General features: G+C 56.8%; 12 protein-coding genes. 5 read left to right on the top strand and 7 right to left on the bottom strand.

All coding sequences use genetic code 11. The annotated features are described in order from the left end of the window. Window positions 1-411: a succinate dehydrogenase, cytochrome b556 subunit gene (gene sdhC / locus RV1423_RS14060; protein WP_034297627.1), complete on the bottom strand. Its 411-nt coding sequence runs from the start codon at window positions 409-411 to the stop codon at window positions 1-3. A 142-nt stretch (window positions 412-553) separates the two neighbouring features. Further along, entirely contained in the window at window positions 554-1339 is a 786-nt protein-coding gene (locus RV1423_RS14055; protein ID WP_034297624.1) for a GntR family transcriptional regulator, read from the bottom strand. Between the two features lie 396 nt (window positions 1340-1735). Between RV1423_RS14055 and RV1423_RS14050 the strand changes: the two genes are divergently transcribed. The 5 genes from RV1423_RS14050 (at window position 1736) to RV1423_RS14030 (ending at window position 8572) form a co-directional block, all read left to right on the top strand. Next, on the top strand, window positions 1736-2725 hold the full coding sequence (locus RV1423_RS14050; RefSeq protein ID WP_034297621.1) for a malate dehydrogenase: 990 nt from the start codon (window positions 1736-1738) through the stop codon (window positions 2723-2725). Window positions 2726-2791: 66 nt separating this feature from the next. After that, window positions 2792-3814 (top strand): CoA ester lyase, encoded by a 1023-nt coding sequence (locus RV1423_RS14045; protein ID WP_034297787.1) that lies wholly within the window; start codon window positions 2792-2794, stop codon window positions 3812-3814. Window positions 3815-3831: 17 nt separating this feature from the next. Next, window positions 3832-4335 (top strand): hypothetical protein, encoded by a 504-nt coding sequence (locus tag RV1423_RS14040; protein ID WP_034297618.1) that lies wholly within the window; start codon window positions 3832-3834, stop codon window positions 4333-4335. A 124-nt stretch (window positions 4336-4459) separates the two neighbouring features. After that, window positions 4460-7153, top strand: a complete 2694-nt coding sequence (gene acnA / locus RV1423_RS14035; protein ID WP_034297615.1) for an aconitate hydratase AcnA — start codon at window positions 4460-4462, stop codon at window positions 7151-7153. A gap of 192 nt (window positions 7154-7345) precedes the next feature. Next, window positions 7346-8572 carry a DUF2863 family protein gene (locus tag RV1423_RS14030; protein ID WP_034297612.1) on the top strand — a complete coding sequence of 409 codons (1227 nt, stop codon included), beginning with the start codon at window positions 7346-7348 and terminating at the stop codon, window positions 8570-8572. 148 nt (window positions 8573-8720) lie between these two features. Here the strand turns inward: RV1423_RS14030 and RV1423_RS14025 are convergent, their stop codons facing one another. The 5 genes from RV1423_RS14025 to motB form a co-directional block, all read right to left on the bottom strand. Further along, complete coding sequence (locus RV1423_RS14025; RefSeq protein WP_034297610.1) at window positions 8721-9227, bottom strand: chemotaxis protein CheW; 507 nt, start codon at window positions 9225-9227, stop codon at window positions 8721-8723. A gap of 21 nt (window positions 9228-9248) precedes the next feature. Continuing rightward, entirely contained in the window at window positions 9249-11387 is a 2139-nt protein-coding gene (cheA, locus tag RV1423_RS14020) for a chemotaxis protein CheA (RefSeq protein ID WP_034297607.1), read from the bottom strand. Between the two features lie 55 nt (window positions 11388-11442). Next, the gene (locus RV1423_RS14015) at window positions 11443-11808 is read right to left on the bottom strand and encodes a response regulator (protein WP_007876463.1); all 366 of its coding nucleotides are present in this window, start codon (window positions 11806-11808) and stop codon (window positions 11443-11445) included. 150 nt (window positions 11809-11958) lie between these two features. After that, a complete protein-coding gene (locus RV1423_RS14010; protein WP_034297604.1) occupies window positions 11959-12513 on the bottom strand; it encodes a hypothetical protein in 555 nt (184 codons plus the stop codon). Window positions 12514-12556: 43 nt separating this feature from the next. Continuing rightward, window positions 12557-13483 carry a flagellar motor protein MotB gene (motB, locus tag RV1423_RS14005; protein ID WP_034297601.1) on the bottom strand — a complete coding sequence of 309 codons (927 nt, stop codon included), beginning with the start codon at window positions 13481-13483 and terminating at the stop codon, window positions 12557-12559. Between the last annotated feature and the right edge of the window lie 12 nt (window positions 13484-13495).

Below are 13495 nucleotides of genomic sequence, written 5' to 3'. Positions count from 1 at the left end.
TTAGAATGCTCCGAACAGTTTCAATGCCACCAAGATCATCAGCACAATGCTGACGACCAAAACGCCACTCGACGATTTGCGCGCGCTGTCCTTGTCCAGACCAATGTGGTTATCCATGATCAGGTGGCGGATGCCGGCACAGAAGTGGTGGAGATAAGCCCAGGACAGAGCGAGAATGATTAGCTTGACGAACCAGTTGGAGGCAAAGCCTTTGAGGTACTCGAAGGTGCCCTCGGAGAGCAGACTGTTATCCAGCAAATACAGGATGAACGGCAGCATCAGGAACAAAAACAACCCGCTGATACGGTGCATGATCGATACCAGAGCAGCCAGTGGCATACGATAACCAGCAATTTGGGTAATATTAATGTTACGAAATTGTGGCCGTGGTGGTTTAGCGGCTTCAGACATAACAAGGTTCTCCTCAGATTTAAAACAATCCCGCAATTTTCGCCGATTTCATGAACCTTCACCAACACTTATTCTGCTTCGCAGCAAATTAGGCATTTCACAGACAGCGGACGGATGCGAGCAAAGAATACTCTTCGCAGGCTCAGTTCAGTTCGCTCTGGTAGTGATAATTCAACGTCAAATACAAGCCGCGCCGCATCTCCACCGGCTTGTCGCCGTAGGTGAAAGAAGCACGGTCCACACTCAACAAAGGCGTTTGGGGCAGCACTCCCAGCAGTTCCGCAGACTCTGGATCCGCCCCCACTGCACGAATCTGCTCTTCAGCGCGAATCATGCGTGTCCCGAATTCGGTTTCAAACAGACCGTACAACGGCCCTTTATATTCCATCAGACGCTCCGCGGTCAGGCCTTTGAAAATAAGGCCCGGCAACCAGATTTCTTCAAGTATGGTCGGAACGCCGTTAAATGATTTTACCCGTTTGATGAAGATGACGGAGTCGCCCGATTTGATATCGAGATGACGCGCCACCTCTGCCGGGGCGCGAACACGCTTGACTTCGATGATCTTGTTCTCTGCGCGTTGCGGCCCTTCCACATCGGCGGTCAACCGCAGGAAACGGAACTGCGCATGCGTTTCATGATGCGTGGCAACAAACGTGCCCTTGCCCTGTCGCCGCACCACCAGATTCTCGGCAGCCAGTTCGTCGATCGCCTTGCGCACAGTACCCTGACTCACCTTGAAACGGTTGCCGAGTTCGACTTCACTGGGGATCAGCTCGCCCGGCTTCCACTCGCCCGACTCCAGGCGCTGCGTGATCAAAGCCTTGATTTGCTGATAGAGAGGACTGAAGGTGGGAGAGGCTCCGGCAACACCAGTACCTGCGCTTTGCGCGTCGCTGTTGTTCAGATTGGGCAGGCTGGAGCTCATAACCTTGGATTTCACCACAAAATCCCTACCGGCGTCCAGCAAAAAGTATTAAATAAGATGTCTTATATAAGATATAAGATAGTGATTGACAGACCATAAAGGCAAGCCTACACTCGCGGGCATATTCGGCGACGAGTACGCTTACTGGCAAGCATCCGCATCATCGCTTGCGACGCCGGCGCATTGCAGTGTCTGATCTCTGCCGAAATCAGCAAAACAAACTGACTGCCTGCGCTTTCGACGGTATGATTACAGTCTCTTAAAAGAATACGAAGTAATTGTCGGCGTCTTCCGAGATGCCTGCAAGAAGTTGCAATCCGCCTGCGCAGCAGTTGACGAGCGGATTGCAACTTCAGCAGCACCAAACGCTTTCTATCACCACTTTGGAGATTCAACATGGCTAAAGCCCCCAAGCGTGTTGCCGTCACCGGCGCCGCAGGTCAAATCGGTTACTCCCTCCTCTTCCGCATTGCCAATGGCGATCTGCTGGGCAAAGACCAGCCGGTAATTCTGCAATTACTGGAAATTCCCGACGAAAAAGCGCAAAAAGCCCTGAAGGGCGTCATCATGGAAATCGATGACTGTGCATTCCCATTGCTGGCCGGCGTGACCGCGCACAGCGATCCGATGACCGCATTCAAGGATGCCGATATCGCCCTGCTGGTCGGTGCCCGTCCACGCGGCCCAGGCATGGAGCGCAAGGATCTGCTGGAAGCCAACGCGCAAATCTTCACCGTGCAAGGCAAGGCGCTGGACGCCGTCGCTTCGCGCGACGTCAAGGTTCTGGTCGTCGGCAACCCAGCCAACACCAATGCCTACATCGCCATGAAGTCGGCGCCGAATCTGCCGGCCAAGAACTTCACCGCCATGCTGCGCCTGGACCACAACCGCGCGCTGTCGCAAGTTGCCGCCAAGATCGGCCAACCGGTATCGGCCATCGAAAAGCTGTGCGTCTGGGGCAACCACTCGCCGACCATGTACGCAGACTACCGTTTCGCCACTGCAAATGGCAAGCCGGTCAAGGATCTGATCAACGATCAGGTCTGGAACAAGGACACTTTCCTGCCGACAGTCGGCAAACGCGGCGCCGCGATCATCGAAGCGCGCGGCCTGTCCTCGGCAGCGTCGGCAGCCAATGCGGCGATCGACCATGTGCATGACTGGATCCTCGGCACCAACGGCAAGTGGACCACCATGGGCGTGCCGTCGGACGGCTCCTACGGCATCCCTGAAGGCACCATGTTCGGCTTCCCGGTCACCACCGAGAACGGCGAATACAAGATCGTCCAAGGCCTCGAAATCGACGCATTCTCGCAAGAGCGCATCAACATCACGCTCAAGGAATTGTCGGAAGAGCGCGAAGGCGTCAAACATCTGGTCGGCTAATTGACCGGCGCGCGGCTGGCCGGCAAGGCCGCCGCGCATTTTGCATACATTCGGAATCCAGCAGCAATGCATCCCACCCAGGTCTTGTTCCCAGGCACACGACAACCGGTCTCGCTACCGGTCTGCGATCATTACGCCGGCTCGGAAAAGCTGATGCGTAAATCGATCGTCCTGCAACAAGAACTCGGTCCGGTTTTTGATATCACCCTCGACTGCGAAGACGGCGCCAGCGCCGGCAACGAAGCCGTGCATGCACAATTGGTAGGCGCTCTGATCGCCAGCGACGACAATCGCTTCGGCCGCATTGGCGCCCGCGTGCATGACATCTCCAGTCCATTTTTCGAACCAGACGTCGCGACGATCTGCGCTGCCGCTGCGTCGCGTCTGGCTTACCTGATGTTGCCCAAAGCGGACGGCTTGGCCGACGTCCAGCAAGCCATCGCCACGATTGCCCGCCACACCGGTGAAACAGGCCGCCGCATGCCGCGGCTGCACGTATTGATCGAAACCCACGGCGCGCTGGAAGACGTGTACCGGATCGCGGCGCTGCCGCAGGTCGAGTCGCTGTCGTTCGGTGTAATGGATTTTGTTTCCGCTCATTACGGCGCCATTCCGGGCAGCGCCATGCGCTCCCCCGGCCAGTTCACGCATCCGCTGGTAGCACGCGCCAAGCTTGAGATTTCCGCCGCCTGCCATGCCCATGGCAAGGTGCCGTCGCACAATGTCACGACCGAAATTCAGGACGCGGCCGTCGTCACCGGCGACGCGAGTCGCGCCGCGCAGGAATTCGGCTATACCCGGATGTGGAGCATCCATCCGAACCAGATCAAGGCCATCGTGCGTACCATGTCTCCCGCCGCCGACGAAATCGGCGAAGCGGCACAAATCCTGCTTAAAGCCAGGGACGTGCAATGGGGGCCGATACAGCACGGAGGTACGCTGCACGACCGTGCAAGTTACCGTTATTACTGGAGCATCCTTCAGCGCGCCTATGCAGGCGGCGCTGCCTTGCCGGCAGCAGTTGGCGACTGGTTTACAGAAGAACCACAAGCAACGACCGCACCGATTTCAACCACCCTGCAACACTGAACATTGATCGACGCACGATGAAAAACTACCTCACAGCCCTGACACTCGTAAGCGCCCTCTTCGCCGTCGGCATGCCGCAAGCATTTGCCGAGACCGCAACGACCACCGCCAAAGCGAAAAAGACCGTCAAGAAAAAAGCACCTGCCAAGGCAGCAGCAGCGCCCGTGGCAAAAATGCCGTTTTCTTCGGACGCCGACGATGACGAAAACGAACCGGAAATCGGCGGCACCAAGTCGGCCGATTTCAACTGCGAGATGGGCAACAAGCTGACCATCTACAAAAACGATGACGACGACAGGCACATTGCCATCCGCTGGAACAAACGTGTCAATCGCATGACCCGCGTCGCCACCACCACCGGCGCGAACCGCTTCGAAAACCGCAAGATCGGCCTGGTCTGGATCGGCATCCCGGCCAAGGGCATCCTGCTGGATTCCAAGAAGGGTCAGCAACTGGCGAACGAATGCAAGAACACAGAACAATCGACGACGGCTGAAGCGTCGACAACCCCGAAAAGCTAAGACAACAAATCAGTATCCGCATTACCGAAATTCAGCAGTTAGGCAATCCCGTATTTGCAACGAAATATCGCTTCGTAGCGTTAACAAACCACTTATACCATTTGCAATCTAAGGAGAAGAGGCCATGTCCCGCAACACATTGAACACCCTAAAGGAATTCAAGATTTCTGGTTCCAAGAAAGGCACGTTCTACTCCCTGCCCGCCCTGGAAAAGAAACTTGGGGTCAACATCTCCCGTCTGCCAGTGTCGATCCGTATCGTCTTGGAATCCGTGCTGCGTAACTGCGACGGCCAGAAGGTGACTGAAGAGCACGTCAAGCAACTGGCCAATTGGAGCGCCAAGGGCGCCCGCGTCGACGAAATCCCGTTCGTCGTGGCGCGCGTAGTGCTGCAGGACTTTACCGGCGTTCCGCTGCTGGCCGACCTGGCCGCGATGCGCAACGTCGCCAGCAAGCTGGGTAAAAACCCGAAGAACATCGAACCGCTGGTGCCGGTGGACCTGGTCGTCGATCACTCTGTGCAAATCGACCACTTCCGCGAAAAGAAAGCGCTGGACCTGAACATGAAGCTGGAATTCCAGCGCAACAACGAGCGCTACCAGTTCATGAAATGGGGCATGCAAGCATTCGACACCTTCGGCGTCGTGCCTCCGGGCTTCGGCATCGTCCACCAGGTCAATCTGGAATACTTGGCGCGCGGCGTGCACCACAAGGGCGGCGTCTATTACCCTGACACGCTGGTCGGCACCGACTCGCACACTACCATGATCAACGGCATCGGCGTGGTCGGCTGGGGCGTGGGCGGTATCGAGGCGGAAGCCGGCATGCTGGGCCAACCGGTGTACTTCCTGACGCCGGACGTGGTCGGCGTGAACCTGACCGGCGAACTGCGCGAAGGCGTCACCGCGACCGACTTGGTCCTGACCATCACCGAACTGCTGCGCAAGACCAAGGTCGTGGGCAAGTTTGTCGAGTTCTTCGGCGAAGGCACCAAGTCGCTGTCGCTGACCGACCGCGCCACCATCGCCAACATGGCGCCTGAATACGGCGCCACCATGGGCTTCTTCCCGGTCGACGAAGCCACCATCGACTACTTCAAGGGCACCGGCCGCACCAAGGCGGAAATCGACGCATTCGAATCCTATTTCAAGGCGCAAAACCTGTTCGGCATTCCCAAGGCGGGCGACATCGATTACACCAACGAGGTGTCGCTGGATCTGGGCACCGTGGCGCCGTCGCTGGCCGGTCCGAAGCGTCCGCAAGACCGCATCGAAATCGGCAACGTCAAATCGACCTTCGCCGATCTGTTCGTCAAGCCTGTCGCAGAGAACGGCTTCAACAAGAAGATCGAAGATCTGACCAAGACTTACACCAACGCCGACGGCGTGAGTGTCAAGAACGGCGACGTGCTGATCGCTGCGATCACTTCGTGCACCAACACATCAAACCCAAGCGTGCTGCTGGCCGCCGGTCTGCTGGCCAAGAAGGCAGTCGAAGCCGGCCTGAAGGTCGCTCCGCACATCAAGACTTCGCTGGCCCCGGGATCGCGCGTTGTCACCAAGTACCTGGAAGCAGCCGGCCTGCTGGGCTATCTGGAAAAACTCGGTTTCGGCGTGACAGCATACGGTTGCACCACTTGTATCGGCAACGCCGGCGACCTGACGCCTGCGATGAACGAAGCGATCACCAAGAACGACATCGTGGCTTCGGCTGTGCTGTCCGGCAACCGCAACTTCGAAGCGCGTATTCATCCGAACATCCGCTCCAACTTCCTGGCATCGCCGCCGCTGGTCGTGGCTTACGCCATCGCCGGCAACGTCAATGTCGACCTGATGACGCAACCGGTCGGCAAGGGCAAGGGCGGCAAGGAAATCTTCCTGGGCGACATCTGGCCGACTTCCCATGAAATCGAGAAGCTGCTGAAGTTCGCGATGAATGCCAAGGTGTTCAAAGAGAACTACGCCGACGTCAAGGGCGCGCCAGGCAAGCTGTGGGAAGCCATCAAGGGCGTCGCCAAGGGCGAAGTCTACAACTGGCCGACATCGACCTACATCGCCGAACCGCCATTCTTTGAAAACTTCACCGAGATTCCGACGGCTGCTGCTACCGGCATCAGCGGTGCGCGCGCACTGGGCGTATTTGGCGACTCGATTACCACCGACCATATTTCCCCGGCCGGTTCGATCAAGGACTCCAGCCCAGCCGGCAAATGGCTGCAGGAAAATGGCGTGCTCAAGGCAGACTTCAACTCCTACGGCTCGCGTCGCGGCAACCACGAGATCATGATGCGCGGCACCTTCGCCAACGTTCGCATCAAGAACCTGATGGTTCCCGGTGTTGAAGGCGGTGTTACGGTGCATCAGCCTAGCGGCAAGCAAATGGCTATCTACGACGCGGCAATGCAGTACGTCAAGGACGGTGTCCCGACCATGGTGTTCGGCGGCGAAGAGTACGGTACCGGCTCCTCCCGCGACTGGGCAGCCAAAGGCACCCAATTGCTTGGCGTGAAGGCCGTGATCACCCGCTCGTTCGAACGTATCCACCGTTCCAACCTGGTCGGCATGGGCGTGTTGCCGCTGCAATTCATCGGCAACGACAGCGTGCAGTCTCTGGGCATCACAGGCGAAGAAACCTTCGACCTGAAGGGCCTCGAAGGCGAGATCAAGCCGCAACAGGAAGCGACTCTGGTGATCCATCGCAAGAACGGCGAAACCAAGGAAGTCAAACTGCTGCTGCGCATCGATACGCCGATTGAAGTGGACTACTACAAGCACGGCGGCATCCTGCCATTTGTGCTGCGTCAACTGCTGGCTGCATAAGCCTTCAGCAAAGACGTCCCCTTTTGCGGGGAGAACGAAAAAACGCCGGCTTCGACCGGCGTTTTTTTATTGGCATGCGCATCACGGGACATATCTTGCCATTGACAGGAGACATGCCCGACAGCAACAACCGGGGCGATGTCGAATCAACTACAATAGAGACTCTTATCATTTGATTGTCAATATTTCATCATGCGCCGCCCCGCCAAACGTTCCTCCTCCAGGTTGTCCGCTGAAAGCCAGCGCCTGGTCAATTCATCGCAAGCGGTCGCCGGCTCCACCAGCCGTCTCGAAGAAAGAGCCTGGGAGCGATCCCTCGATGTGCTGCTGCACAAACAACTGAAAAGCAATCATCAAGGCATGATCGACGCCGCCCTCGATCACTTGTTCAAATCCGATCTCGCGGCTTACGATGTATTGGTCGAAGCCGTTGAAGCCAACAGCGAAGCCTGCGCGCTGGAATACGACGGGCAGCTCTACAGCGTGCAGTTGCTTGCGCTGCCGGTACTGGCCTGGACCCGCTTCAGCATCGCCTCCGGCAGCCTGCCGGCCGAGAGCCGCAATGGCCTGTTCGCGCACCTGCACGCACATGTGCTGGCCGACAACGTCCAACTGGCGCTGGCGCCGACCCTGTATGCCATTGAGCAGTTGCCACGCCATCATGCCGACGTGTTTGCCCTGGCGCAGCGTATGGGCCAGGCGGCCCTTAAGCAGAGTTCCCCGCAATTATCGCTGGAGCAGACGCCGACCGCGCCCTTCCTCGCTGATACCCGTTACATGATTGCCGCTGTAGCTGTGCCGACGGGAGCCCCGGTGTTCCGCTGGCAGATGGACGAACAAGCTTCCGTCATCCATGTAAAAGAAGCTGCGCTCAAAGCCTGGATCACACAAGCAACACCTTTGCTGACGCGCTTCTTGCCTGGCTGCAATGTCGAATTGCTGCTGCCGCAACCCTATTATTTCGCCTGTCGCGAAGCCGACAAACGTATCCGCCCGGCCGCCATCCGTGCCGCCGACCATTACCTGACGCAGGCGCTGGGCGTGGCCTCGTCCGAACTGCAGGCCAACATCGGCAGCTTCTGCGAAAACATCAACGGCCAGATCGACGAATATCGCGTCGGCTTCAGCTTGGGCGATGACGACAGCATCGTTTACGGTATTGTATGGCCGCTATACGAACAAGAAGATGGGGATGAAGTGCGCGATTTATCGGCGCCGGACAGCGTAAAAACGCCGATGGAAGAAATCCTGGAGGTGTTGCGCGAATGCGGCATCGTGCACATCAAGTTACATGCAGAACGCTATACAATGGAATTTTGCGACGATTGCGGCACACCTTTGTTTCCGGCCCCCGATGGCGACCTCGTGCATGCGGAAATGCCGGAGGACACGCCGGCTTCAACTGAACACTTCCACTAAAAATTCTATCCATTCCCGCTACCGGTAAACGCCTGACCGGCGTATACCGGACACACCGAACACCGTCGCAGACAAAAATGGACACATGCCGCAGAGCCATGCGGCATGTGTCCATTTCAGAGCCGGTTTAAAGCAGCTTAATTAAACCTTAAGCAGCCAGCTTCTCGATCAGGCCCATATCGGCGCTGGACATCAGCTTGTCGATATCGACCAGGATCAGCATACGTTCATCCAGCGTACCCAGACCGATCAGGTAATCGGAATCGAAGGTCGTGCCCATTTCCGGCGCCGGCTTGATTTGTTCCGGCGACAACGTAATCACGTCGGACACGCTATCCACCACCATGCCGACCACGCGACCGGAGATGTTCAGGATAATGACGACTGTGAATTGGTCGTAGGTCGGTTCGCCAAGCTGGAACTTGATGCGCATGTCGACGATGGGAACGATGATGCCGCGCAGATTAACAACGCCCTTGATGAAATCGGGCGAATTGGCAATACGGGTCACGGCTTCGTAGCCGCGGATTTCCTGAACTTTCAGGATGTCGATGCCGTATTCTTCCTTGCCGAGGGTAAAAGCGAGGAATTCGTTCCCGGTGCTGTCGGCTTTCTCGCCAAAGCCCGAAATATTTTTGGATATGCTGTCAGACATGATAATGGCCCTTATAAAAAATCAGGAAAATACAGATTCATCACTGAGTTGCCGGCTCGATCGTAACAAAGCGGCAACATCGATAATCAAGGCTACGCCTCCGTCACCTAGAATAGTAGCACCAGAAATCCCCGTAACCTTACGATAATTGGATTCCAGGTTCTTGACAACGATTTGCTGCTGGCCGATCAAATCATCGACAAACAGTGCGGCTTTCTTTCCGTCCGATTCCAAGATCACCACCAATCCCTGGGACGGATCGGTAAAAGTCGGCTCGATATTGAAAATCTGGTACAGCGGAATCAGCGGCAAATACTCGCCGCGGACCTTGATCACCTGGCCCTGGCCGCTGATGTCCTTGATGTCCTGAGCCGCCGGCTGCAGCGACTCGACCACATAACCGAGCGGCAGGATATAAATTTCATGGCCGATGCGAATGGACATACCATCCAGAATCGCCAGCGTCAACGGCAGCGAAATCGAAATCGTCGTGCCGAAGCCCTTGCTGGAACGGATATCGACCACACCGCCCATAGCCAAGATATTGCGCTTGACCACATCCATGCCGACGCCGCGACCAGAGACATCCGTTACTTGCTCGGCAGTGGAGAAGCCGGGCTCGAAAATCAGTTGCCAGACATCGCTGTCGCTGAGATTGTCGGATACGCCCATGCCCTGCTGCTTGGCTTTCGCCAGAATCTTGTCGCGATTGAGACCGCCGCCATCGTCGGTAACTTCGATGATGATGTTGCCGCCCTGATGTTCCGCCGACAGCGACAACGTGCCGTAATCGGCCTTGCCCGCCGCCAGGCGCGCATCAGGCAATTCGATACCGTGGTCAATACTATTGCGCACCAGATGCGTCAGCGGATCGACAATGCGTTCGATCAACCCCTTGTCCAGTTCGGTGGCCGCTCCATGCGTAACAAATTCGACGCGCTTGCCCAGCTTGGCGGCCAGGTCGCGCACCATGCGCGGGAAACGTGAGAACACATAATCCATCGGCATCATGCGGATCGACATCACTGCTTCCTGTAGATCGCGAGTATTGCGGGTCAACTGGCTGACGCTGTTGAGCAAGTTCTCGTGCAGCATCGGATCCAGTGTCCCGGTGCGCTGTTCAATCATGGCTTGCGTGATCACCAGTTCGCCGACCAGATTGATCAGTTGATCGACTTTTTCGATACCGACGCGAATCGATGACGACTCATGTACCGCGGCGGCCGGTTTCTCGCCCTTGGCTTTCTTTTCGGCGGCAGCTTCCGAGGCTGCAAGCGCCGGCGGCTCGTCGTGATCGGCATGCACAACAGCATCAGCCGCCTGTTTGGCCTGCTCGATATCGCCCTTCGGCACAAATGGTTCAAAGAAGCCGTAGCCGCGCTCGCGGTCCGTGGCGTTCACCGGCACGAAAGGAGCAAAGAAACCATAGCCCCGCTCTTCATCGGTGGCGTCCTGTGGCACAAAAGGCGCAAAGAAACCGTATCCTTGCTCTTCTTCCTTGGAACGGCCGGCGACCGCCTGGGAAATCTTCAGGTCGTCGGCATTCACGAGAAAGGAGCAAATCTCCACAATGCTGTCGGCGCCCTTGGCAGTGTCGAGAATGAAGATGCAACGACCGTCTTCCGCGTCGGATTTTTCAATTTTCCCAAGCAAACCCAGTTCTTGCTGCAATGCTTCAGCGTCGCGTTCCGCCAGTTGCGGCAATTCGATGCGATAGCGGCTGACGCCCCCCCGCCCGACCAGCGGCTGAGTGCTTGGCGCCTTCTTGCCAGCGCCTTCGGATAAGGATTGCAGCAACATGCGCACATCTGCAACGGCGTCGAGATCGACGGTGGAACCGTGGCGATGGCCGTCCAGCATGGATTTGAGAATGTCTTTGGCGGCCAGGAAGGCGTCGACGTGCTGGCCGGTCAACGCCATCTGGCCCTGGCGAATGCGATCGAGCAGCGACTCCAGCACATGGGTCACTTCCGTGATGTCGCTCAGGCCGAACGTGGCCGAGCCGCCTTTGATGGAATGTGCGGCGCGAAAGATCGCATTCAGATCTTCATCGTCGGGATCCGACACATTAACGGCCAGCAGGAGCTTTTCCATTTCCGCGAGGCCTTCCTCCGCCTCGTCGAAAAACACCTGGAAAAACTGGCTCATATCAATGGTCATGATTGGGCTCCGTCATAGATACTGTAGGTGTATCTTTTATCGTTGGTTATTGACACTAGCCGATGACTTTTTTAACCACTTCGGTCAGGCGCTGCGGATCGAACGGCTTCACCAGCCATCCATTGGCACCCGCCGCCTTGCCCTTGGCCTTCATCTCGTCGCTGAACTCGGTTGTCAGCATCAGGATGGGGACGCGCTGATAGCTGGTCAACGCGCGCAAGGAACGAATCAAAGTCAGACCGTCCATGCGCGGCATGTTCTGATCCGTCAGCACCAGATCGAAAGTTTGCAGCTTTGCCTTGTCCAGCGCATCTTGCCCGTCTACCGCTTCGGTGACCTGATAACCGGCGGCCTTCAGGCTGAACACCACCATCTGGCGCAATGACCCCGAGTCGTCTACAGCAAGAATTGTTTTAGACATCATTACTCCCTGTTCTTCATTTGCGGGTACGAGTTGCAAAAACCCATTATGCCGCATCCATTATCAAAAATTACTATCACGCATGTAAATTCAGCTCATCTTCAGCGCACCAAAGAACCTCGCCGAATTCGCACATCGAGGCAGCGACGATCAAAACAATTCGATATCGCCGCTCTCCATCCGCGTTTGCCTCACTGTTTTCCACAAGCCGTTTTCCAGAGCGGTCAGACGCTCTTCCATTGATTCGACCGTGTTCTTGAGCAAGTCCTCCAGATCTTCCGTCGACTGCGAAGCATCCGGCGTAATTTCAAAACTGTTTGCACTCAGCACGCCCAGCGCATCGCGCAAGCCGATTACACGGCGTACGATGCGCTCCAGCAACTGGCTGGTCATGTCCTGGAATTGCAAGCCGGTGACCGCCGCATTCACGTGCAGCGTGATGTCGTCTTGCATTGCCTTCAGACGAACGACTTCCGCAGCGGACAAGTTGCCATTGCCAGCCATGAGCAGTTCTATTTCTTTTTGCTGCGCGAGAACAGCGGTGTGCAACTCCATGAAGCTCGATCCCAGTTTCTCGATCGCTTCGCCGAGCAGGATGTTGGTTTGCACCAGATCCGTCTCGACTTCCGTCAGTTGCCTGCTTCCACCGCTTGCCGTATCGAGCAGCAAGCGCTTAAGCTCTTGCAGCATTTTGGGTGTCGACATGCGAAGCCCTCCTTTTCAATTGGGCCTAGTGTTTAAAATCCAGTTATTTTTTTGCCGGCTCGCTCAGACCTTCTTTTACTTCGGCGTCCGACGACACATCCATTGCCGAACCATTGCTCTCCACTAGCTCTTCCGCCTTCTTGTTCATCACGATGATGCTGATACGGCGATTGATCGGGTTAAACGGATCTTCCTTGTCAAGCAACACGGCAGAAGACAAACCTACGACGCGCAGCACTTTCGACTCGTCCATGCCACCGGAAATCAGCTCGCGACGCGACGCATTGGCGCGGTCTGCTGACAGTTCCCAGTTGCTATAGCCCTTTTCACCGCTGGAATATGGCGTCGCATCGGTGTGGCCTGAGAGGCTGATCTTGTTCGGCACGTCGTTCAGCGTCTTGCCGATTTCACGCAGAATTTCCCTGGTATAGGGCTGCAACTGTGCACTCGCCAAGGCAAACATCGGCCGGTTCTTTTCATCCACGATCTGTATGCGCAAACCTTCGGTGGTGATATCGATCAGGAGCTGATTCTTGAATTGCTTGAGCGTCGGGCTGCTGTCAATGGCGGCTTCGATGCGTTTCTTCAACTCATCGAGACGGGTGCGTTCGGCCTTTTCCAGTTCGGCCTGAGCGGCACGAATGCTGCGCTTGGTGACAACGTCGTTCTCGCCCTTGCGCAACTGTCCGTCCTGGCGCGTCAGATCCTTGCCGCCGCCTGGCAACACGGTGTTGGCGTCGCCGCTGCCGGAACCGCCTGCCATCGCGACCTTGAGCGGAGTCTTGAAATATTCCGCGATACCGTTGAGGTCGCCCTTGGCGGTCGAACCCAGCAGCCACATCAACAGGAAAAACGCCATCATCGCCGTCACGAAGTCGGCGTAGGCGATCTTCCAGGCGCCGCCGTGATGACCGCCGCCGCCCTTCTTGATGCGTTTTACAATGATGGGACGTAGCCCTTCGTCGGCCATGTCTTACTCCTG

Origin of the sequence: Herbaspirillum sp. RV1423 (assembly GCF_000577615.1) — a bacterium.
GTDB lineage: Bacteria > Pseudomonadota > Gammaproteobacteria > Burkholderiales > Burkholderiaceae_D > Herbaspirillum.
Note: the sequence above shows the minus strand (reverse complement) of the source record. Positions and strands in the feature narration are given on the sequence as shown.